Source organism: Nitrosopumilus sp. b3 (genome assembly GCF_014078525.1).
Classification (GTDB): domain Archaea; phylum Thermoproteota; class Nitrososphaeria; order Nitrososphaerales; family Nitrosopumilaceae; genus Nitrosopumilus.
Genome location: NZ_MU078693.1, coordinates 282,893 through 302,400, shown reverse-complemented (window position 1 = coordinate 302,400; position 19,508 = coordinate 282,893). Strand labels below are relative to the sequence as shown.

Here is a 19,508-nt window from a genome sequence, read left to right as displayed (position 1 = left end):
ATGGAAAAAATTCTTCGTGGAATGACTGATACGATGAATTCTGTAAAGCCACCAAGAATTACAGCATTACAGGATCTTCATGATGCAGAGACTGGTCCGTTTAGTATTTTAATTGGAACAATACTTTCGGCCAGGACTAAAGATGAAGCTACAACAAAAGCAGTAAAAGCATTATTCTTAAAATATAAAAATCCAAAAGAACTTGCAAAGGCCAAAATTAAAGATGTAGAGAAAATAATAAAATCAATTGGATTCTATCATGTAAAATCAAAAAGAATTATTGAAGTTGCAAAAATTATTGATAAAAAATACAAAGGTAAAGTTCCTGATGATCTGGATACTTTGGTGCAGTTGCCAGGGGTTGGAAGGAAAACAGCTAATTGTGTATTGGTTTATGCATTTGAAAAACCCGCAATTCCTGTAGATATCCATGTTCATAGAATATCAAATAGATTAGGATTAGTAGATACCAAAAATCCCGAAGAAACAGAGCAGGAATTGATGAAAAAAATTCAGAAAAAATATTGGATTGATATTAATGATACATTTGTAATGTATGGCCAAAATATTTGCAAACCAATTTCACCAATGTGTAATGTATGCAAGATTAAAAAAAGTTGTAAGTATTATAAAACTAAGAACGCTTCTTAGTTAGATATAGCACTCCTACAATTATTCCAATTCCTGCTGCCATGTAAAATGGAAACATTGCAAATGAGTTCTTTGCAGGATCGCCAGAAAGAAATTCTATAATCATACTTCCAGAGTTTACTGCAGGAGGATCAGCAGAGCCTTCCTTTCCATGTACTGAATACGAATCAATTGCAAATGTACCAATATCCAAATTGGTGACTACAATTCTTGCCCCATTATTCACTGTTAGTCCTGCTCTATCAGTATATGATATGATAGACTTTGCTTGTGGATACCAGCCTCTATCAAGATCTTTATGAACTATTATGTATCCTTCTTTTGGAGTTTGAACTGCCACCCAAAATTTGTTTTCTGGTTGAGGTCCCATACCGACTTCAATAAATTCATCATGAGTCTCTTGATCGTATAATCTAAGAACTGCATTTCCATTTGGATTTGCATATAGTAAATTATTATCAATAGTTACTTGCCAGCTAACTGCATGAACATCATCAAGAAATATCACTGGTGCTTCTCGCAATATTCGATTGAATTCATCTGAAGGAATATCTATTGTATCTATAAGTAATGATGGATTTGTTAATTCCTGTGCAAATGCAGGAGCTAGAGAAAATCCTAAAAACAAAATTAGAGTTAGATACTTCACAAGCTAGAACAAATTTGATTGAATAAAAAGCTAATCAACAAATGGTTTTGGATGTTCTAAGATCACTTTAGCAACTTCTGGTCGTAGAATAAATTCAGATGGTGCTTGTCCGTTTTGAATCATTTCTCGTAGTTTAGTTCCACTGATCTGCTCCTTATCATCATCTCCATGCGGACATGCTTTTGGAGTAGTATACGTTAGACACTTCCTACAGTAGAAGAATGGTGGGAAAAATACTGGTGAAATTTCTAATTCTGGATAATCATCAAAGATTTTTTGTGCTGCAAATGGATCATAGAATTTTCCAACGCCTGCATGATCTCGTCCAATAATGATATGTGTGCATCCATAGTTTTGTCTCATTATTGCATGGTGAATTGCCTCTTTTGGACCAGCGTATTTCATTTCAGTGTGAAGTGTTCCAAGCATGCATCGGTTTTCTGGATAGTATAATTTTATCATGGTTTCATAGCATTTTACAATTACTTCATCAACAAAGTCACCTGACTTTTTCTTTCCAATAATTGGATTAACAAATACCCCATCTCGAGTAGTAATGGATGTTTTTTGTAGCATTTCATGTGCTACATGTGGGGGATTTCTAGTTTGAAATGCACAGATTGTCTTCCAGCCTGCCTTGGCAAAGGCTTCTCTGGTTTGATTGGGTGTTAATCTATTGTTTCTAATTTCACTGTCATTTGGTCTTTGAATATAGTCAATCTTTCCACCTACCAATTTATCTTTCATTGACATTGTCTTTGCAACACCTGGATGAGAATTGTCATTTGTTCCATATACCCCCTGAACAGTTTTTTCCTTATCAAAGGAATAGATTTCATTAACATGTAAAACTGCAACTCCAACTCCGTCTGGATTTTTTAACAACACATCTTTTGCTTCTTTCATTTTAGAAGCAGTTTGTTCATCAACATCTAATATTATTGGAATAGTCCATGCTAAATCATTAGCAAGTCTTCCTCGTGATACAACGCTTTCAAAGTCTTGTTGCCCCAAAAATCCTTCAAGTGGACTAAATATTCCATCTGCAATATTTTCAACATCATTTGCAAGATCTTCTGTAATTGTAATTGAGAATAGCCCAGTAAGATCTACTTTTGTGATTCGATTAACTAGAATTCCTCCATGTGGTTTGATTGAGTTATTTTCTGACATGATATCCCTCTATTCAGGGTCTATATGAAGGCCACACTCTTTATTTCCACCTTGTTCCCACCACCATCTTCCTGCACGAATATCTTCTCCAGGCTTTATTGCTCTGGTACATGGTTCACATCCAATACTAGGATAGCCTTTGTCAAGAAGACTGTTGTATGGAAGATCATTTTTTTTGATATATTCTTGAATTTGATCCCAAGTCCAATCAATAATTGGATTTATTTTTAGAATTCCTCCATGTACATGATCTAGCTGAAACATGGTAACATTTTTTCGATTTTTTGTCTGCTCTCGTCTTAGTCCTGTAATCCAGCCATCCAAAGTCTGTAACATTTTATTCATTGGATGAACTTTACGAATTTCACAACATAGTTTCCTGTTCTCAATACTTTCGTAGAATAGATTCATTCCTTTTTCTTTAACCATTTCTTCAACTTCTTTTGTATCAGGAAAAAGAACTTCGATTGAAATGTTGTATTTTTTGCTTACAATATCTATAATGTCATAAGTTTCTTGGGGCAATCGTCCTGTATCTAATGTAAAGAATCGAAATTTTGGATTAATTTTTAGCATAATATCCATTACTACTGCATCCTCAGCACCAAAGCTGGAGGCTTTTGCAACCTTTGGATGAAGATTTTCAGAAACCCACTCAAGTGCATCCTCGGTTGTGTGAATTTTAGAGTTTAAATCATCTACTTGTTCTTGTGTGAATTGCACCACATTTTCACATAAAGTATTTGTTTTATATTGATTACCCAAATTTTATCCTAAATTATAAACAAGTAGATTTCAACTTAAAAAATATGAAAGAAATATCATATGTTGTAGTCTTTCCAAATATTTTTTCAAAAAATAAAATTCCATTATTAATTACAAATATTAAAAAAATTTTAAAGATTAAAAAACAAAAATTCAAATCAGTCAAAAGAGATAATGATGTAATTTTAGTTGATGCAAATGATCCTGTTTTTGCATCATCTGCAATCAACCTATTATTTGGAATTCAAAAAATAGCAATTGCAAGACAGACAAAAAATGAGTTTCAAAATATTGTTTCAGAGATTACATCTATTGGTGGAAATCTACTCCTAAAAGGGGAAAAGTTTCTAGTTAAAGTTGAAGGAGCATCTAAAGGATTTCTTACTAAAGATGTTGAGATTGCAACAACATCAAGTATTATTGAAAAGAAACAAAATCTCGGAGCTTTTCCTGGAACTGATGAAAATTATGATAAGTTATTGTATACATATTTAACAAAAAATAATGCATATGTCTGTATTTTTTCAGATAAAGGGAATGGAGGCATTCCCAATGAAATACAAAAGGAGAAAACAATCTGTGCAGTATATGATGAATTATCTGCTGTTTCATGTTTTGAAACCATTAAACAAGGAAATGATGTAAAGATAATAGTTTGCTATAGACAAAAATCTGAATTAATGAATCTAGCAAAAATGATTAATCAAATTTTACCAAGACTTGTACAAGATAATGTGGAATTAGAATTTTTTGAGATAAAAATCAAACCAACTGGAATTAAAAATTATTTGATTTATGTAAATTCAATTTTACAAATAATGCTACAATATTCAAACATCCGCATATCAATAGCATTATCACCATTGATATTTTCTTCAAAATTTATTGATAATTCACTAAAACAGATATTTGAAAAAAAGAAAATTCCAATAATGCCGCTTGCTGGAGTAGATTCTAATTTATTTAATGATGCAAAAGAGATTGGACTAGAAAGAAATCTCAAAAAACTAGAAAATTTAGTCTCTATGAGTACTAATGAAGTTCCAATTCATGTAAAAAAAGTAGAATCCTCCTTTAAAACAAAGAAAACGATTTCAATTATTGTAGGACCAAACAATGTTCATGATATTTTAGATTCATTTGAAGAGAATCACTGAGAATTTAAACGGCATAATTGGTTTTATGATATGCTCAAAATAGGAGAATTCATCTATCCTTGGGGAAGTGGGCACTATTCTAGAATGATGAGACTTAATCAAGTACTAGAAGATCATATAAAAGAAAAATTTGAAGTTCATTTCTCAAGTAAGGATCATGTTTATGAAAAATTATTAAAGAAATTTCCAGATCAAAAGGAGAAAATTCATGAGATATTAATGCCAACTCCAATTGATGGAAAGTTTGGACCAAGTGTAACAATGTCTTTAATGAATCTGCTATTACCAATTTCTAAAAATCCACCACTTGTAAGGCAAATTGCAAATTATTTGAGAGAAGAAAGAAAACTCTACAATAAAGAAAAATTTGATTTGGTAATTAATGATGGGGATATGGGTTCAAATATTTTAGCAAAAAATCGAAATATCCCCAGTTTATTTGTAACAAACCAATTTAGGCCAAAACTATACAATTCAAGAGCATATCTTTATCCATCATTAATTTTTGTTGCAAAACAAATTGCAAAAGCTACAAAAATCCTAGTTGCAGATTCCCCACCACCATATACAATGTGTGAATATAATCTAAATTTCATAAATGAGGTTAAAGAGAAAGTTATCTATGTAGGACATTTTACTAGTAATAAAATTCAAAATGAAGAAAAAACAGATCTTGAAAAGCTGGTTGAAAATAATGAATTTGGGTATTGGATGAGAACTGGAAATAAATCTACAAACGATGGAACTGGCCAGAGATATGAAAAAGTTTTTCATCAAAAAGAGATGCTAAATGAAAAAAGAATTATTTCACATGCAAGAGATGAATCAAACCTAGATTCTGTAACAGACAAAAATGGTAAAAAATATTCTATTACAGAAGCACTAGATAAAAAAATAGATTGGATACAAATTGATATTGGTTTTCTATCTGAGAATCAAAAGGATACAATATTGAATTTATGCAAATATGCAGTAGTCAATGGCTCACATACTGTCATGGGTGAAATAATGGGTGGGAAATCAAAACCAATTATTGGAATTCCAGTTTATGATGAGCATACAAATAACATCTTATGGGCACAAGAAAAGAATTTAGGAGTACTAGCTACTAAAACTTCACAAGTAATTGATGCAATTTCCAAAATTAAGAAAGATTATGAAGTATTTGAGGGAAATTTACATGAATTTTCAAAAAATTTTGTTCCAAATGGAGCAGAAAATTCAGCAAGAATTGCAGCCCAAATTTTAGAAGAAAAGAGATAATAGATTATTTTAAGAATTTTTCTCATCTGGCACGCGGGATTTCGATGGGCGAACGGACCGCAAGGGATGATGAAAAAATCCGCGTGTCAGATTAATAACGATCACTACATTATGTGGGAACGCTTTTATGGAAAAAATTAAGCAAAATCAGCAGTGCCTAACTGTCCAGAATGTACATCAAGAGAGAAAAAGAAAATAGAAGCCAAGTATATAGAAGATTTTCCAGAAGAAGACAGAAGCAGAGATGCATTATTCAAATTATTTGATGAAATTGATATTCCAATGAAGATGGATGAAAAAAATAGAAGGCATTTCATTTGTAAGAGATGTGGACTATATGCAACAAGAGAAGAAATTTCCGATATTCGATTTAAATTAAATCAAAGAGAAAGAACACGTGATGATAAGCATGATGATTATCTTGAATGGTGGTCAAAAAGTAAAAAAGAAAAAGCAGAAAACTAGAGAGGGTTTAGTATGGTAAAAAAGAAAGAAGACGATATTCCTGATTGGGTTACAGATGAAATTCAAAATGCAAAATTTAAGAAACCTAAAGAAATGAAAAAATCAGGATATATTTTAGAATTTTATTATGAAGATAACAAAATTGACGTACAGTTGTATGATCCTGTAGAGGATGGACGACATATTGTTACCATGGATGTTTCAAAAAAAATTAAGATTGACGATTTACTAAAGGGCGAAGTTTATGAATTCGTTTTTGACCAACATAAAGCACCATTAAGCAAAAAAGTTTCAGATTACCTAGAAAAGGAAAAAGAGATTGATATGAAAGCAATTTATCAATTTGATTTAAAATCATTAGAGTTGTTAGATGTAGGCTCTAGTGAGGCTTCAGATGATTTGGAAGAATAAACTTAATTCTTCTTTGTTGAATCTAATTGTTTTTTGAATGATTTTCCTATTATTGGATTTATGAAAAAAGGAAATGAACTTTTCATCCATATAGCTCCACGTACCACTGAGGGCACAACAATTTCTAATCTTGATGAATTTGCAGCTTTAATAATTGATTTTGCCACAGTTTTAGGATTAAGTGACGTGGGTGAGTATTTTGGCATTTTTTCAAATGATGAATGATCAAAAAAGTTGGTTCTTACCATTATTGGACTTACAACAGTAATTCCCACGCCAGTATCTTTTAATTCATGTTTAAGACCTTCAGAAAATCCTAACATTGCAAATTTAGATGCACAGTACGAAGCAATTCCAGGCAAACCAAAACTTGCAGCAACAGATGCAACATTAACTATATGGCCAGATTTTTTCTTTAACATCGATGGGAGAAATTCTTTGATACAGTATACCATACCAAAATAATTTGTCTCCATTTGAGATTCTATATCTTGAATTGAAAGATCAGAAACAGAGCCGTAGATGGCAAATCCAGCATTATTTACCAAGATATCAATAGAATCAAATTTTTCAAAGACTGATTGTGTCATTTCTTTTACTTGATCTTTTTTTGAAACATCACACTGGCAAATCAATGTTAATACATGGAATTTTTTTAATTCATTTGCAATTTGTTCTAGTTTATCTTTTCTTCGTGCAACTAAAATTATGTTAGCTCCCATTTTTGCAAACTCTATTGCAGATTCTTTGCCAATTCCAGATGATGCACCAGTAATAAGAACGACCTTATTTTTGAAATTCATAAATTAAAAAAATTGTTTAAAAATAAAGTGGTTTCTATGATTCAGATGGTTTTGATATTTTACTCAAGGCTAATTTAACTAAAAGTAACCAGGTTATCACAATGGGTACATAATAAGTTGCGATTCTCCATCCAATGACTGCATCCCATGCAACTATTCCTTCAGGAATTTTAAAAGCAAAAGGGTCTAAGTTATTCAAATAAGCAACAATTCCAAATTCAGCTAAACCAGATCCTCCTATAGTGATTGGCAAGTTTCCAATTGCGTTTGCCCCCATAACTGCCATTATAGAATTAAATGCACTAATAACATAACCAGTTCCCATAGCAATAATCATAAATGAAATTCCATAAAATGCCCATGATGCTATTGAAAAGAAAAATGAAATTGTAAAGATTTTTTTAGATTCAGGAGTTTTTAGATTTTCTCGACTCATCGTACATACTTCGTCCATCCAGAGATTTGTTTTATCAATAGCTTTTTTGCCCTTGTCTTTTCCAAACTTTTTTACAAGATTTTCTAAAATTTTTGGAACTTGGAATGTATGTTTAGATGAAAGAAAGAACATGACCATCCATAAAGATGTAATAATAATACTAGTAGCTAAAATTACAGCTCCGACAACATATGCACCATTAAGTAATGCAATGATTCCTGCCATTATAGATAACAAACCTGCTGCAAACACTTCAGTAACAATATCCATAATTGCAATCCACGCAGATTTTGCAGGATTGACTCCTTTCTTGTGCAAATAATAGATTACAACGAATTCTGCTCCAACAAACATAGGGGTTGTAAATTTGATAAATTCACTTCCTACTCTAACACCCACTAATTTTAAAAATGAATCAAAATTTCCAAGGTATTTTCTTGTGATATATGCAAATTTAATTCCCTGTAATCCTAATTTGATCAACATAGCTGTAACTGCACCAACAAATGGAAGAATTCCAATTGCCAAGACATCATCTATTTGAATATCAAATTGAATGGCAATAATGAAAATAGGAATTAAGGTAACAGGAATGGCAACTAGTCTCCAGTTCATTTGATAATTTTTTTGAGGAATCAAATATGAAAGTTGAGTAAATTCCCAGTCATCAAAAAATGTACATCCCAAATTAGGCACAAAAAATGGTTCAATTAGTGTTTTTTTGTTGATTTTCGAGTTCATGCTTTAGTTCTGTAAACAATGAATCTAGCATGTCAAAATTGGATAGATTTCTTTCTCGGAGGAGTTTAATCACTAAATCTTTAAGATAATTTTCTTTTTCAGAAATACTATCAATCACAAACAAGATGAAATAGAATATGATAAAGATAAAGTGGAATTTTATTAAAATTTTTAATACCAATTTGGAATTTTGATAAAAATAGATTTTCAAGTTAGTTTGAAATATAAGCAAATAAAGAATCAGACAGGTTTGAAAACTATTTTCGTTTCTGGTACTGCTGGTTCTGGAAAATCATTACTTACATCAAAATTATTGGATTATTATACAAAAAATGGTTCTTTTGCAGCTGTATTAAATTTGGATCCAGGAGTAGAAAATATGCCATATACTTGTGACGTTGATGTTAGAGATTATGTAGATATTGTATCAATAATGAATCAATATGAACTTGGACCAAATGGTGCAATGATTATGGCAAATGATTTGATCGCATCTAAAATTGATGATATTCAAAATGAAGTAAATAGAATAAATCCAGATTATCTTATTGTTGATACTCCTGGTCAAATAGAACTATTTGCTTATCGTTCTAGTGGCCGTTTTCTTGTAGAAAATATTTCATCAGATGAAAAAACAAATATTTTTCTTTTTGATGGTGCATTGATCACTACTCCTATTAATTTTGTGTCAATTGCACTTCTTGCAACATCAATAAGGTTACGTTTGAATTTACCTACAATTAATGTAGTAACAAAAACAGATCTTATTGAAGATAGATTAAAACAAATTCTGCAATGGTCTACAAATTTGAATACTTTAGAGAATGCAATTTCTAAAGAGGCAGATGGCGATACATACACATTAACAACAAGCATTTTACGAGGATTAAATTTAGGTGGGTTTGCGCAGGGCTTAATTCCAATTTCTAATGTAACAGGGGATGGTTTAGTAAATCTTGAAGGTGCTTTGAGCAGAATTCTTAATTTGGGCGAAGAGGTAGAAGACTAATGCAATCAATTTCAGTAAAAGCGCCATCATCAACTGCCAATCTAGGACCAGGATTTGATGTGTTTGGATTGGCAATAGACGCATTTTATGACGAAATTACATTAACGAAAACTAAAAGTGGGATTACAATAAGCACTGCAGATAATATTCCAACAAATCCTGAAAACAATACTGCAGGATTAGTAGTAAAAAATATGAAAAAAAAATTTAAAATAAAAAAAGGAATAGAAATTAAAATAAAAAAAGGAGTCCCTCCAGGATTTGGTATGGGTAGCAGTGCTGCATCAGCAGCTGCAACTGCAATTGCATTTGATAAATTATTTGGACTAAAACTTGATGGAAACACTTTGGTAGAATTTGCCGGTTCTGGTGAAAAAGCTAGTGCAGGAACAATCCATTATGATAATGTTGCAGCATCAGTTTTGGGAGGATTTGTGATAGTAAAGACTGATCCTTTGGATGTTATTCGGATTGATCCGCCAATAAATCTTAGAATGTGTGTGGCTGTTCCAAAACTTGTTGTACCAAAAAAGAAAACAAAGGTCTCAAGAGGTGTAATTCCAAATAAAGTGAAATTAACTGATAGTGTTTTGAATATTTCAAATGCATCTGCAATTGTTGCAGGGTTTATGAAAAAAGATCCAAAGTTGATAGGCAATTCAATAAAAGATGTAATAGTTGAGCCAGCTAGACAGCATATGATTCCAGGATATACCAAAGTAAAACAAAATGCTCTAAGAGCAGGTGCATTAGGTGTCACAATTAGTGGCGCAGGACCATCAGTTATCGCATTTACAGAAAAATCTGCTAATTTGAAAAAGATTAGTTTGGCAATGTCTAAAGGATTTGCGTCTGCGAACATTAAATGTCAAACAATAATCTGTAAACCAAGCAAAGGTGCAATTGTTAAGAAAAAATGATTTTTGAAATAGTATGAAAAAGGCAATAGTAGTATTTAGTGGAGGAATAGATTCTGTTTGTGCAGTTTCATTTTTGAAGTCAAAATATGAATTATATGGAATTACTTTTTCATATGGACAAAAGGCAAATAATGAAATTACAGCTGCTAAATCTTTTGCAAAAAAACTAGGATTAAAGCAACATAAAATAATCGATATAGGATTTATGAAAGAATTGTATGGTGATTCTAATGTATTGACTAGTTCAAAAAAGAAAATCCCAAATAAATTTGAGTATTCAATAGTAGTTCCAATTAGAAATGCAGTATTTCTATCAATTGCGTCTGCTTGGGCTTTTACATTAAATGCACAGCTTGTAGTATATGGTGCACATACAGGAGATCAGCATTATCCTGATTGCAGACCAATTTTTGCAAAAAAACTTGAAGCTGCATTTAACGAAGGTGAAATAGATGGAATTAAATCAAAAATACGAAAGAACATAGAAATTTGGTCTCCTTATCGTAAAGGATTATCAAAAAGTGATTTATTAAAATCGGGAATGAAAGTATTGGGAGATTCAATTTTTAAAACTTGGAGTTGTTATTCAAATAAAAAATATCATTGTGGAATTTGTGAATCTTGTAATAATAGGAAAATTGCATTTGAAAAAGCTGTAATTAATGATAAAACAAAATATCTTAAATAATTTTAGTATCTGTTTCTAAGAATTTTCTTTTTTAGAATAAAACCTCTTATACCAATATACCAAGCTAAGAAGATCAATCCCATTATTCCCATAAACATGTAGTTTTGTGTTTGTGGATCAAGCCCTTCAAAGGAATCAGTAATTTTGCTTGATGCTACCAAAGAAATTGCTAAAACAATTATGCATTCAATTGCATACCATGTCCAACTAGGCCAAGATTCTTTTGGAATATGGATATATGGATTTGCTCCCATGTTGATGATCAAATATGTTGATTATTTAATTTTTCACTATATGTTAGAAAGAAGAGTCTGAGGCACGTTTTCTAATGAGTGTCATTATTCCTGCTTTTTCTTCTTTCTTTTCATAGATTCCTCTAAAGGCTGATGAAGAGAGTGTTGCATCATTTCTAACACCACGCATTTTCATACAGAGGTGTTCTGCATCAGCTAAAACAACTACACCTTTAACACCTTGAGCGAACAATTCATCTGCAATATTCTTTGTTAATCGTTCCTGAATTTGTAGTCTCTTTGAGTATTTTTCTACTAATCTAACAAGTTTTGAAATTCCAAAAACTCTTCCATTTGGAGAATAAGCAATGTGGATTTTTCCAAAAAATGGCAACATATGGTGTTCACACATTGAATAAAATTGAATATCACGAGCAATTACCACATCAGAATCTTCTGAAAATTGTACGGACAATTCTGAATCAGAATCATATCCTCCAAAGATTTCTTTGTACATATTTGCAATTCTGTCTGGAGTTTCTCGTAAGCCTTCTCTTGTAGGATCCTCACCAATTTCAATAATTAGTTCTCTAACTAGTTTTTCTACACGCTCTTTGTCCATGTTATTCTCACAGAATTTTTCTAGTATTTGAACCTAATTAGATTTTTAGTCAGGTGCTAATGTTATGGAGCTCCAATAAATTTGTGTAATTGAGGAACAACCTTTACTTCAATATAATCTGGATATACAATATCATACAAATTCAATAATAGTTCTAATGATGGTTCAGAAATGCCATATGTTGGTTGAATGATGAATCCATCTATATCATCTTTAGAAACAATTTTGAAAATTTGATTTGTCAGTTCTTTAAATTCATCTAGCTTTGTTTTAGAGCTAACAACAATTTTGATATACGTTGTTTTTTTTGCTTGTATTGATGATTTTAGACATTTCATTGTATGCTCAATTAATTTTTCATAGTGTTGAGAATCTACAAAATCAGAATCTTTTGTTTTAAATTCAATTTTTACTATATCAATAAATGGTAATACATGATTGAATCTATCAATATCAAAACATGAAGATTCAAGATATGTTGGAATTTTTTTGTCTTGGATGTGTTTTGCAAGTAAAGCTACTGCTTGATGCTGAATTAATGGGTCACCTCCAGTAAAATTTACTTTGTAAGTTTGGTTTTTAAGATTAGTATCAATTAGTTGATTCGCTTCTTCAATTGAATATTCCGTTCCAGAGTCAAGTGGAAGAGATTCTTTAGTATCACAATAAAAACAGGTAAATGGACAACCTGCAAGTCTAACAAACAGAGTTTTTGTTCCATAAAGAATTCCTTCTCCTTCAACGGATGTAAATATCTCAAATAATCTTACTTTCAAGTAATAACCGTAATTTTTTTCATTATTTATTCAATGATGTTTTAATGCATGACTGGTTCTTTTCTATAAAATAATCCAGAGATGAAAAATATTACTCCTAAAATTCCAATAGTACTTCCAACAAGTTCTACTTGATTTTGATATATTACTTCTAATGGAGCCCATAACCAAGCCATCAAAGCACCTACAATAATCATAGGGATACCTACTCCAACAACTATTGCTTTAGAAGCCATGCTCAATGCTGCTTAGAAAATGTATATGAAGTTTATGATGAGTATTAGCTAGAATTTTTAATTTCTTGTAATTGTTTTGCCAAATCTCTCAAAAGTTGATTCGCAGCATCAAATTCTCCATCATACAAATGACGTTTAATACTTTGGAGTGTAGCTCTGGCATCCATCAAATCATTGTCATCTACTCCATCCATTTGAGATAATCTAGATATGGTTTTTTCAACTTGTAATACTCTTGATTCAAGTCTATCATTTTTTGTTAATTCAAACTGTTTTTTTATTGACAGAATTTCTCTAATTTCTTTGATAATATCATTTGGATTATCTGCTGAAGAGAGTTTTTCTCTAGCATTTTCTAATTTTTTGATTATTTCATCAGAAAGGTCTTGTTTTTTGGCATTTTCAATTAATCTATCTAGTTGTTCTAGATATTTTTGAGCATATTCTTTAGCACGCTGAGATTCTTGTTTTGATGCTTCATCTCTAATTTCTTTATTAACTTCTACAATGATTTTTTTGATTTTCTGTAATGTTTCTAATGCCAAAGAAAATTGATTATCACTGATTTGTTGTTTGGATAATCTAAATAATTCATCAAGTTCAGAGAAGTCAATTGGCGCATCATATTTTTTAGCAATTGTTTTTAGGCTATTTACATAAATTTGTAATCTTTGAAGATCATTTGATGGATCTTTAACAGTTGATCTTACAGAGTCCGATGTTGTTTTCGCTGTAACTTCTGATGATGATTCTTTTGTAGAGGTATCTGATGACTCTCTAGAAATTTGAGTAAAAATCTTCATTGCTGCAAGAAAATGTTTTTTTGCAGAATCGACATCATTATTTCTAATTGCCTTTTCAAGTGAATTAACATTTTGGACTCCTTCATCAAATAATCTTTTTATTTGATCTGGAGATTCAGAAGAAATTTGATTTTGGACTTGGTTTTGTGCACGTTTTGCAAGCTTTAGGAGAATTTTTGAGTCATCTTGGGCATAAGCATTACTCATGGGGCCACCAAAAACCATACTAACAACTAAAATTAGTAATACAGAAGTAACAATAACTTTCATTCTTCTTCCTCCAATTCTGTTTTTAGTTTAACCAAGTTTTGTAAATCTTTTTTAGAAATTTCAATTACTCCTTGTCTTTCTAGTCGTTTAACTGCTCTCCACATAGTAGTTCTTGGTTGAAGGAATTTTTTTCTTAAGTCACTTTCCAAAACCTGACCACCATTTTCAGAAATAAATTTAATAATTTCTTTATCATCCTCACGCATTTCAGGTCTTAGTTTAAAGATGGTTTCAGGATCATTAGAATTAGATTTTGTTTGGGATTCTGTTATTTGGTTTTGAATAACAGGAATTGATTTTGTTTGGTTTCTTTTAACCATAAAAATTACTCCAACTACAGCTGCAGTAATCGATATGCCAACAATTGAAAGTGTAAAAATATCAATAGTAGATTCAGTATTTGTTACTGGTGGGTTTGTTACTGGTGGGTTTGCGGTACCGAGAATATAATTAATTTCTGATAATCCAGTACTTAGTTCCAACTGTGTTTGATCATTTAATATAACCATATTTGATGGCAATGCAGTCATTCCAACAATTATTGAGTTTGCAGGCATTAATAATGAATAATCAGTAGGTGAATTAAGAGTAAAAGTCCAAACTCTGCCTTCTTTGGAAATTAAATCATGAATATCATAATCAATTGTAATAGAAGATGTTCCAAAAGTATCAATTGTTACTTTATTATCAATTATTTCACTAGATAGTAAAAATCCGTTTTCGCCAACTGCGACAAAATTATCAATGGAGGGACCAAATAGATTAACCTCAAAATCTGGATCTAAAGGATCCACCTCTATTTGTGATGATACATGTGCAGAACCATCTGAATAAACTGTAATATCTAAAGATCGAGTAGAGCTGAATGAGGTCTGAATTGGCATCGCTAAAGCGACAACGATTAAGCTAGCAATTATCAAAGGTGCTTTAACCATTGTTTCGAGGATACCCTCAGTCCTTACAAAAAGCATTCCATCTTCTCGAAGAAACTCTTTCCTATGAATTGGTACGATTTCGGGATTCATTTGATCAATACCTTAGATTCATGCTCTCTACTAATCCCTGAAACCTCTTAAATTCCTGGAAAAATTCAAGTCCTTTTTCAGTAATCAAAAAGACTCTATTCCTATCATTTTTGACGGATTCGACCAAGCCTGCTTCTACCAGTTTCTCACATTTGTCTAGTACTGCGTAGTGAGATAGGTTGGCTTTGCGAGATATTGCAGATACAATGATTCCATTACGACCGCCATCGGCGGTAACGTCTAAGATATCACCCATTATGCCCATTTCGGACCTGTATTGTTGTTTTGACATGTTCTAGTATAGAACTAATTGGTTTATGAGGAACATTTTGAAACTTCATAGCGGAACGCAAAGCGGAACGCTCATCTCAGTAAAAAAAACTCTGATTTTTTGTGAAAATGAGGATGGGGAGATAATTTCTTGGGAAATCTATGCCTAAAAAATTTGTTACAAAAAGATGGTTTTCTTTGAAAAAAACTTAATTTTTCATATTTTACTAAAATTGGGAAAATTTTGCTATTTTTTGGGCATTTTGCTAAAATTTTCTATATAAGGAACAGGATGTTTCGTAGCCGTCCCTAATCCATTACATTTACAATCTATTCTCATGTTAAAATCACAAAAAAGATCCATAGAAGGAATTCTAATTCTTTTGATGCTTTTTAGTTCAACATTATCAGTAAACTACTCGTTTGCAGAATCCGATGAAATCCAAGAAGAAAATAAGTTAGGAAATTCTGAAAATATAAGAAAAGAGAGACTTTGGACGATTTTAACTGAAAAAGTAGTAAATGGAAAGTTAGAAGTTCAACGTTATGCTTTACCAACTGACCTTTCTGAAGAGGATATACATAGAGAAATGTCTTTTGATGGAAAAACAACAGGATGGGCATATGTAAATTATAAGGCATATCACTCAGGAATTGTACTTTTTGATGGAAAAGCTTCAAAAGTTGGAGAAAATTTGTGGAAAATTTCTTCAAATAATATTTTAAATTTTAGAGAAAGTCAATTTGACTTGGAATTTAATGGAAAATTCAATGATTCAGATAAAGAAATCCAAGAAACAGCCTTAGATGAGGAACTTAGTTTCAAAATAATATTTACCGGAAAATTAGCAGAAACAAACCAAGAAGATGTATTATACCTATCTTTTACAATTTTAGGATTAAAAAATACAACTATGCTTCAAAATGGGAATTATTTGCCTACTGGAATAATAAGTGATATTTCAGAAAATGGGATTGAATCTAACCAAGGATTTGGAAATTCAGGATTGAATAGTCTCCATTATTTTCTTTAATTGAATAAAAATCATTCACAAGGTCAGCTTTGAGATTCATAATAACTTTTTATTCCCATTTTAAAAAGAAAATCATAAAATGTTTGATAAGTTCAAAAATGATGAGGGAGGAGAAATGGTAAAAGATAGGGTAGATTCAGATGAATCTGCAGAATCCAAGTTAACAGTTGAATCTACAAGTGAAATTGGAATTGGCGAGTTAATGGGGAAACGTGCAAAGTTAGAAGAAGCAATAGATTATGTTGGTTTAATGATTAAAAATCTTAAAGACAAAAGAACATTACTTGAAAAAGACATTGAAGAAGAATCTGTAGATATTAAGAATCTTAAAGAAAAACTGCAAAAAGTTAGTGAGTATATTGATGAGGAAAATAGAGGAATTAAAGAACTTGCTGAAAAGAGACAGCAGGTAGAAAATGAAGCAGATGAGGTAGGTACAATCATTAATTCGTTAAGGGAAAAACTATCAAATGTAGATAAAGTAATTGAGGATGAAGGTAGTAGAGTAAAAAGAATTAAAGAATCTAGAGAATCACTATCTGATTAAAACTTTAGAATTAATAGAATTTTGAACTAGTTGTAGTTGCTTCTTGAGTTCCAGTAGGAACTGAAGGGAACATTTGGCCTGTAGAACTTTCAGCAACTGCAGCAGCTTCTTTTAGAATGCTCTCAGATTCTGCACTCGTAGTTGCATCTATTCCAAATGCTGAATCTCCTGAGAAACTATCTGTCATGAATCCACCAAGCATTTCTGCCATTTGACCAATTTCTTGTTCAGCACCTGGCATGATTTTTCCAAGTGATGATTTTAGATTTTTCATAAGACCCATTGTTGGCATTATTGCAACAACTGTATCTCCAAGATCACTACACGTAGTTAGTCTTAATTCAATTTGCTCTAATGCTATTCTAGCACCGCTTAAAATTTTGGTAACCTTTCTGACCTCAGCCAACTCATTTCCTAGAACTTTGGTTGTTTGGGTATCATGTTTTTGTGTTGCATCTACAATTCTTTGAAATAGTTTTGCATCACGTTCTTGTAAATTTGTTAACATTGTATCTAATTTTTTAATTTGAATTTGAATTTTTTTTATACCATCTTGAACTCTTGGTTTTAATGCACCTTTAGGCTTGATCGTATCATTAATTTTTTCAGATATAGTAGGCTTTGGTTGCTTTGACCAATCTTTTGATAAATTAGGCATTGAGATAGATTTTAGAATATGTACTTAATCTCAGGTGTAAATAATGGTTAACAGTACATTAAATTTTACTAACTAAAGATAAACGTTAGAAATCGTCATTTTTTGAGGCTAATTTTTGATTTTATTGTAAAGGTTAAAAATAAAAACTAACATTTCAAATCCCACATTATTACTCTAAAATCTTTAAGATGGATAAGTGGAGCTCTTTTTTATGAACAAAAAAATTCTCATAATTCTAATAGCAGTTCTAAGTGGCATTTTTCTAATAAATTTTGGTTCAAATCAAACTTTGAATGAGAATAACATTGTATTTCATGTAACTCTTGCAGATCCAAGTCTATATTCTGATGGGGTCTATAGTAATTCATTTTTTATTAATGAAGGTCATTATTCATTTAGATTTGTTCCAAATGGAAGTAGTCCAGAGGTTTTATCAATTAAATTGAATGGGGAAAATTTTGATTTTTCTGAAGATTTTATACTTGAGGGTACATCGCACCAAACAGGAATTTCTGAATATTTTACATGGAAATATGTTGGCAAAGAAAATATTTTGATTTCAGAGAAACAAGAAATTATGATTATTATTAATCCAAATGGCAATACAATGGGTTCTGTGTCTGTGGATATTTTACAAAATTAAAAGAGGCGTAAACCCCTTCATTGCAGAACTTTGAGAGATTTCCTCTCCTTCTCAGATGCTAAATGTCTGATTACCTTTTACGTTCTGCGGGGTTACGCAGTTTTAGTCGATAGAAATTATATCTATTGACATTAACTACTATAGTAACTTTAAGTATTTATAATTTTATGAAAAATATTATAAAAAATACTTAATTTTTTTATAATATTTTATACCTAATTATGAGTTAATTGAGGTATAAATTACGATTTTCTATCTAAAAACTATTGAAATTATCTGGAAAAGTTGCACTGGTAACAGGAGGAAGTCGTGGAATCGGTTTTGCCACTGCTAAAATTTTAGCAGAAAATGGAGCAACGGTAATAATTACTTCAAAAAATCAAGAAAGATTAGAGAAAGCATCATCAGTGATTCCAAATTCAATCGGAATCGTAGCTGACATTAGAAACAAAGAAGAAGTAAAAAACGTAGTAAATAAAACAATTGAGAAATTTGGCAAGATAGACATTCTAGTAAACAATGCGGGAATTTTTCCAAAAATAAAGGAACTACACAATATTGATGAGGATGAATGGAATGAGGTTTTGGATGTAAATCTTACTGGACAGTTTAGGTTTACCAAGGAGACAATTCCGTATCTACAAAAAACATCAGGTTCAATAATTAATATTTCATCAGACGCAGGGTTAAAGGCATATCAAGGGTTTAATGCTGATGCGTACTCAGCATCAAAAGCTGCATTAATTTTGCTAACAAAATGTTGGGCACTAGAATATGCTAAAGATAAGATTCGTGTAAATTGTATTTGTCCAGGTGTGGTAGATACAGATATGACAAAACCATTTTTGAAAACTCAAAAAGACAAAGAATTCATGAATGCTGATCACCCAATAGGTAGAATTGGCCAACCAGAAGAAGTTGGAAAAGCAGTGTTATATTTTGCATCAGATGATGCATCATGGACTACAGGGGCAATTCTTGCTGTGGATGGGGGAGAATCAATTAAATGAATTCACATGAATTTAATACAACACAAGAGTATGAAAAATGATGAAAGATAGAAAATCAAAAGCTAAATTGTTTATACTTTTAGGAATTATTTGGATAATAGTTACATTGCCACTTCCATGGATTGTGAATAATCCAGAAGTTTCAGAATCACAATTTAATACTATTCTTGGAATTATTGGAATCATGTCAATTCCGTTTATTGTACTTGGAGTTGCTTGGACATTAAAGCCAGAACTAACAACTTAGGTT

General features: G+C 31.3%; 26 protein-coding genes. 13 read left to right on the top strand and 13 right to left on the bottom strand.

All coding sequences use genetic code 11. The features are described from left to right. On the top strand, window positions 1–651 hold the full coding sequence (gene nth / locus C6990_RS01795; RefSeq protein WP_182128021.1) for an endonuclease III domain-containing protein: 651 nt from the start codon (window positions 1–3) through the stop codon (window positions 649–651). Here the strand turns inward: nth and C6990_RS01790 are convergent. The 3 genes from C6990_RS01790 to C6990_RS01780 are packed head-to-tail and all read right to left on the bottom strand — an operon-like array spanning window position 635 to window position 3,199. Next, the gene (locus C6990_RS01790; protein WP_182128020.1) at window positions 635–1,300 is read right to left on the bottom strand and encodes a hypothetical protein; all 666 of its coding nucleotides are present in this window, start codon (window positions 1,298–1,300) and stop codon (window positions 635–637) included. The genes nth and C6990_RS01790 overlap by 17 nt on opposite strands. A gap of 30 nt (window positions 1,301–1,330) precedes the next feature. Continuing rightward, a complete protein-coding gene (sat, locus tag C6990_RS01785) occupies window positions 1,331–2,473 on the bottom strand; it encodes a sulfate adenylyltransferase (RefSeq protein WP_182128019.1) in 1,143 nt (380 codons plus the stop codon). Window positions 2,474–2,482: 9 nt separating this feature from the next. Continuing rightward, window positions 2,483–3,199, bottom strand: coding sequence for a phosphoadenylyl-sulfate reductase (locus C6990_RS01780; RefSeq protein ID WP_182128018.1), 717 nt, complete (start codon window positions 3,197–3,199; stop codon window positions 2,483–2,485). Between the two features lie 83 nt (window positions 3,200–3,282). On the opposite strand from C6990_RS01780, the gene C6990_RS01775 reads away from it, so the two are divergent. The 4 genes from C6990_RS01775 (at window position 3,283) to C6990_RS01760 (ending at window position 6,534) form a co-directional block, all read left to right on the top strand. Next, a complete protein-coding gene (locus C6990_RS01775; protein ID WP_182128017.1) occupies window positions 3,283–4,395 on the top strand; it encodes a THUMP domain-containing protein in 1,113 nt (370 codons plus the stop codon). 30 nt (window positions 4,396–4,425) lie between these two features. Then, a complete protein-coding gene (locus tag C6990_RS01770) occupies window positions 4,426–5,658 on the top strand; it encodes a glycosyltransferase (RefSeq protein ID WP_182128016.1) in 1,233 nt (410 codons plus the stop codon). A 153-nt stretch (window positions 5,659–5,811) separates the two neighbouring features. Then, entirely contained in the window at window positions 5,812–6,123 is a 312-nt protein-coding gene (locus C6990_RS01765) for a hypothetical protein (protein ID WP_182128015.1), read from the top strand. Window positions 6,124–6,135: 12 nt separating this feature from the next. After that, window positions 6,136–6,534: a hypothetical protein gene (locus tag C6990_RS01760; RefSeq protein ID WP_182128014.1), complete on the top strand. Its 399-nt coding sequence runs from the start codon at window positions 6,136–6,138 to the stop codon at window positions 6,532–6,534. 2 nt (window positions 6,535–6,536) lie between these two features. Here C6990_RS01760 and C6990_RS01755 read toward each other — a convergent pair whose 3' ends face one another. Continuing rightward, window positions 6,537–7,337 (bottom strand): SDR family NAD(P)-dependent oxidoreductase, encoded by an 801-nt coding sequence (locus tag C6990_RS01755; protein WP_182128013.1) that lies wholly within the window; start codon window positions 7,335–7,337, stop codon window positions 6,537–6,539. A gap of 34 nt (window positions 7,338–7,371) precedes the next feature. Next, entirely contained in the window at window positions 7,372–8,388 is a 1,017-nt protein-coding gene (locus tag C6990_RS01750; RefSeq protein ID WP_182128064.1) for a lysylphosphatidylglycerol synthase transmembrane domain-containing protein, read from the bottom strand. Window positions 8,389–8,764: 376 nt separating this feature from the next. Between C6990_RS01750 and C6990_RS01745 the strand changes: the two genes are divergently transcribed. The 3 genes from C6990_RS01745 to C6990_RS01735 are packed head-to-tail and all read left to right on the top strand — an operon-like array spanning window position 8,765 to window position 11,131. Next, window positions 8,765–9,523: an ATP/GTP-binding protein gene (locus C6990_RS01745; RefSeq protein ID WP_182128012.1), complete on the top strand. Its 759-nt coding sequence runs from the start codon at window positions 8,765–8,767 to the stop codon at window positions 9,521–9,523. Further along, complete coding sequence (locus C6990_RS01740; protein WP_182128011.1) at window positions 9,523–10,443, top strand: homoserine kinase; 921 nt, start codon at window positions 9,523–9,525, stop codon at window positions 10,441–10,443. Before C6990_RS01745 ends, C6990_RS01740 begins: the two co-directional genes overlap by 1 nt. A 13-nt stretch (window positions 10,444–10,456) precedes the next feature. After that, window positions 10,457–11,131, top strand: a complete 675-nt coding sequence (locus C6990_RS01735) for a 7-cyano-7-deazaguanine synthase (protein WP_182128010.1) — start codon at window positions 10,457–10,459, stop codon at window positions 11,129–11,131. Window positions 11,132–11,133: 2 nt separating this feature from the next. Here the strand turns inward: C6990_RS01735 and C6990_RS01730 are convergent, their stop codons facing one another. The 7 genes from C6990_RS01730 to C6990_RS01700 all read right to left on the bottom strand — a co-directional run bounded on the left by C6990_RS01730 (window position 11,134) and on the right by C6990_RS01700 (window position 15,388). Beyond that, window positions 11,134–11,385: a hypothetical protein gene (locus C6990_RS01730; RefSeq protein WP_182128009.1), complete on the bottom strand. Its 252-nt coding sequence runs from the start codon at window positions 11,383–11,385 to the stop codon at window positions 11,134–11,136. Between the two features lie 43 nt (window positions 11,386–11,428). Beyond that, window positions 11,429–11,986 (bottom strand): GTP cyclohydrolase I FolE, encoded by a 558-nt coding sequence (folE, locus tag C6990_RS01725; RefSeq protein ID WP_182128008.1) that lies wholly within the window; start codon window positions 11,984–11,986, stop codon window positions 11,429–11,431. Between the two features lie 62 nt (window positions 11,987–12,048). Beyond that, on the bottom strand, window positions 12,049–12,762 hold the full coding sequence (locus C6990_RS01720) for a 7-carboxy-7-deazaguanine synthase QueE (protein WP_182128007.1): 714 nt from the start codon (window positions 12,760–12,762) through the stop codon (window positions 12,049–12,051). A gap of 41 nt (window positions 12,763–12,803) precedes the next feature. Beyond that, entirely contained in the window at window positions 12,804–12,998 is a 195-nt protein-coding gene (locus C6990_RS01715) for a hypothetical protein (protein ID WP_182128006.1), read from the bottom strand. Between the two features lie 44 nt (window positions 12,999–13,042). Continuing rightward, window positions 13,043–14,071, bottom strand: a complete 1,029-nt coding sequence (locus tag C6990_RS01710) for a V-type ATP synthase subunit I domain-containing protein (RefSeq protein WP_182128005.1) — start codon at window positions 14,069–14,071, stop codon at window positions 13,043–13,045. Next, window positions 14,068–15,096 (bottom strand): helix-turn-helix transcriptional regulator, encoded by a 1,029-nt coding sequence (locus tag C6990_RS01705; protein WP_182128004.1) that lies wholly within the window; start codon window positions 15,094–15,096, stop codon window positions 14,068–14,070. Before C6990_RS01705 ends, C6990_RS01710 begins: the two co-directional genes overlap by 4 nt. A gap of 4 nt (window positions 15,097–15,100) precedes the next feature. Then, the gene (locus tag C6990_RS01700; protein WP_182128003.1) at window positions 15,101–15,388 is read right to left on the bottom strand and encodes a winged helix-turn-helix domain-containing protein; all 288 of its coding nucleotides are present in this window, start codon (window positions 15,386–15,388) and stop codon (window positions 15,101–15,103) included. A 316-nt stretch (window positions 15,389–15,704) separates the two neighbouring features. Here C6990_RS01700 and C6990_RS01695 point away from each other — a divergent pair, with 316 nt between their 5' ends. Together C6990_RS01695 and C6990_RS01690 are read left to right on the top strand one after the other, a co-directional pair. Continuing rightward, window positions 15,705–16,400, top strand: a complete 696-nt coding sequence (locus C6990_RS01695) for a hypothetical protein (RefSeq protein ID WP_182128002.1) — start codon at window positions 15,705–15,707, stop codon at window positions 16,398–16,400. Window positions 16,401–16,479: 79 nt separating this feature from the next. Then, complete coding sequence (locus C6990_RS01690; protein ID WP_182128001.1) at window positions 16,480–16,947, top strand: transcriptional regulator; 468 nt, start codon at window positions 16,480–16,482, stop codon at window positions 16,945–16,947. A gap of 10 nt (window positions 16,948–16,957) precedes the next feature. Here C6990_RS01690 and C6990_RS01685 read toward each other — a convergent pair whose 3' ends face one another. Then, complete coding sequence (locus tag C6990_RS01685; protein ID WP_182128000.1) at window positions 16,958–17,605, bottom strand: Snf7 family protein; 648 nt, start codon at window positions 17,603–17,605, stop codon at window positions 16,958–16,960. Window positions 17,606–17,816: 211 nt separating this feature from the next. Between C6990_RS01685 and C6990_RS01680 the strand changes: the two genes are divergently transcribed. From C6990_RS01680 to C6990_RS01670, 3 genes are all read left to right on the top strand, one after another. Continuing rightward, window positions 17,817–18,248, top strand: a complete 432-nt coding sequence (locus C6990_RS01680; RefSeq protein ID WP_182127999.1) for a hypothetical protein — start codon at window positions 17,817–17,819, stop codon at window positions 18,246–18,248. A 266-nt stretch (window positions 18,249–18,514) separates the two neighbouring features. Further along, a complete protein-coding gene (locus C6990_RS01675) occupies window positions 18,515–19,258 on the top strand; it encodes an SDR family NAD(P)-dependent oxidoreductase (RefSeq protein WP_182127998.1) in 744 nt (247 codons plus the stop codon). 40 nt (window positions 19,259–19,298) lie between these two features. Continuing rightward, window positions 19,299–19,505: a hypothetical protein gene (locus C6990_RS01670; RefSeq protein WP_182127997.1), complete on the top strand. Its 207-nt coding sequence runs from the start codon at window positions 19,299–19,301 to the stop codon at window positions 19,503–19,505. Window positions 19,506–19,508 lie beyond the last annotated feature (3 nt).

What these genes read in the sequence shown, in the direction of transcription:
- nth (WP_182128021.1), top strand. Translation starts at nt 1, where the DNA reads ATGGAAAAAATTCTTCGTGGAATGACTGATACGATGAATTCTGTAAAG.
- sat (WP_182128019.1), bottom strand. Translation starts at nt 2,473, where the DNA reads ATGTCAGAAAATAACTCAATCAAACCACATGGAGGAATTCTAGTTAAT.
- C6990_RS01775 (WP_182128017.1), top strand. Translation starts at nt 3,283, where the DNA reads ATGAAAGAAATATCATATGTTGTAGTCTTTCCAAATATTTTTTCAAAA.
- C6990_RS01770 (WP_182128016.1), top strand. Translation starts at nt 4,426, where the DNA reads ATGCTCAAAATAGGAGAATTCATCTATCCTTGGGGAAGTGGGCACTAT.
- C6990_RS01760 (WP_182128014.1), top strand. Translation starts at nt 6,136, where the DNA reads ATGGTAAAAAAGAAAGAAGACGATATTCCTGATTGGGTTACAGATGAA.
- C6990_RS01755 (WP_182128013.1), bottom strand. Translation starts at nt 7,337, where the DNA reads ATGAATTTCAAAAATAAGGTCGTTCTTATTACTGGTGCATCATCTGGA.
- C6990_RS01750 (WP_182128064.1), bottom strand. Translation starts at nt 8,388, where the DNA reads ATGAACTGGAGACTAGTTGCCATTCCTGTTACCTTAATTCCTATTTTC.
- C6990_RS01740 (WP_182128011.1), top strand. Translation starts at nt 9,523, where the DNA reads ATGCAATCAATTTCAGTAAAAGCGCCATCATCAACTGCCAATCTAGGA.
- C6990_RS01735 (WP_182128010.1), top strand. Translation starts at nt 10,457, where the DNA reads ATGAAAAAGGCAATAGTAGTATTTAGTGGAGGAATAGATTCTGTTTGT.
- C6990_RS01730 (WP_182128009.1), bottom strand. Translation starts at nt 11,385, where the DNA reads ATGGGAGCAAATCCATATATCCATATTCCAAAAGAATCTTGGCCTAGT.
- folE (WP_182128008.1), bottom strand. Translation starts at nt 11,986, where the DNA reads ATGGACAAAGAGCGTGTAGAAAAACTAGTTAGAGAACTAATTATTGAA.
- C6990_RS01715 (WP_182128006.1), bottom strand. Translation starts at nt 12,998, where the DNA reads ATGGCTTCTAAAGCAATAGTTGTTGGAGTAGGTATCCCTATGATTATT.
- C6990_RS01710 (WP_182128005.1), bottom strand. Translation starts at nt 14,071, where the DNA reads ATGAAAGTTATTGTTACTTCTGTATTACTAATTTTAGTTGTTAGTATG.
- C6990_RS01705 (WP_182128004.1), bottom strand. Translation starts at nt 15,096, where the DNA reads ATGAATCCCGAAATCGTACCAATTCATAGGAAAGAGTTTCTTCGAGAA.
- C6990_RS01700 (WP_182128003.1), bottom strand. Translation starts at nt 15,388, where the DNA reads ATGTCAAAACAACAATACAGGTCCGAAATGGGCATAATGGGTGATATC.
- C6990_RS01695 (WP_182128002.1), top strand. Translation starts at nt 15,705, where the DNA reads ATGTTAAAATCACAAAAAAGATCCATAGAAGGAATTCTAATTCTTTTG.
- C6990_RS01690 (WP_182128001.1), top strand. Translation starts at nt 16,480, where the DNA reads ATGTTTGATAAGTTCAAAAATGATGAGGGAGGAGAAATGGTAAAAGAT.
- C6990_RS01685 (WP_182128000.1), bottom strand. Translation starts at nt 17,605, where the DNA reads ATGCCTAATTTATCAAAAGATTGGTCAAAGCAACCAAAGCCTACTATA.
- C6990_RS01680 (WP_182127999.1), top strand. Translation starts at nt 17,817, where the DNA reads ATGAACAAAAAAATTCTCATAATTCTAATAGCAGTTCTAAGTGGCATT.
- C6990_RS01670 (WP_182127997.1), top strand. Translation starts at nt 19,299, where the DNA reads ATGAAAGATAGAAAATCAAAAGCTAAATTGTTTATACTTTTAGGAATT.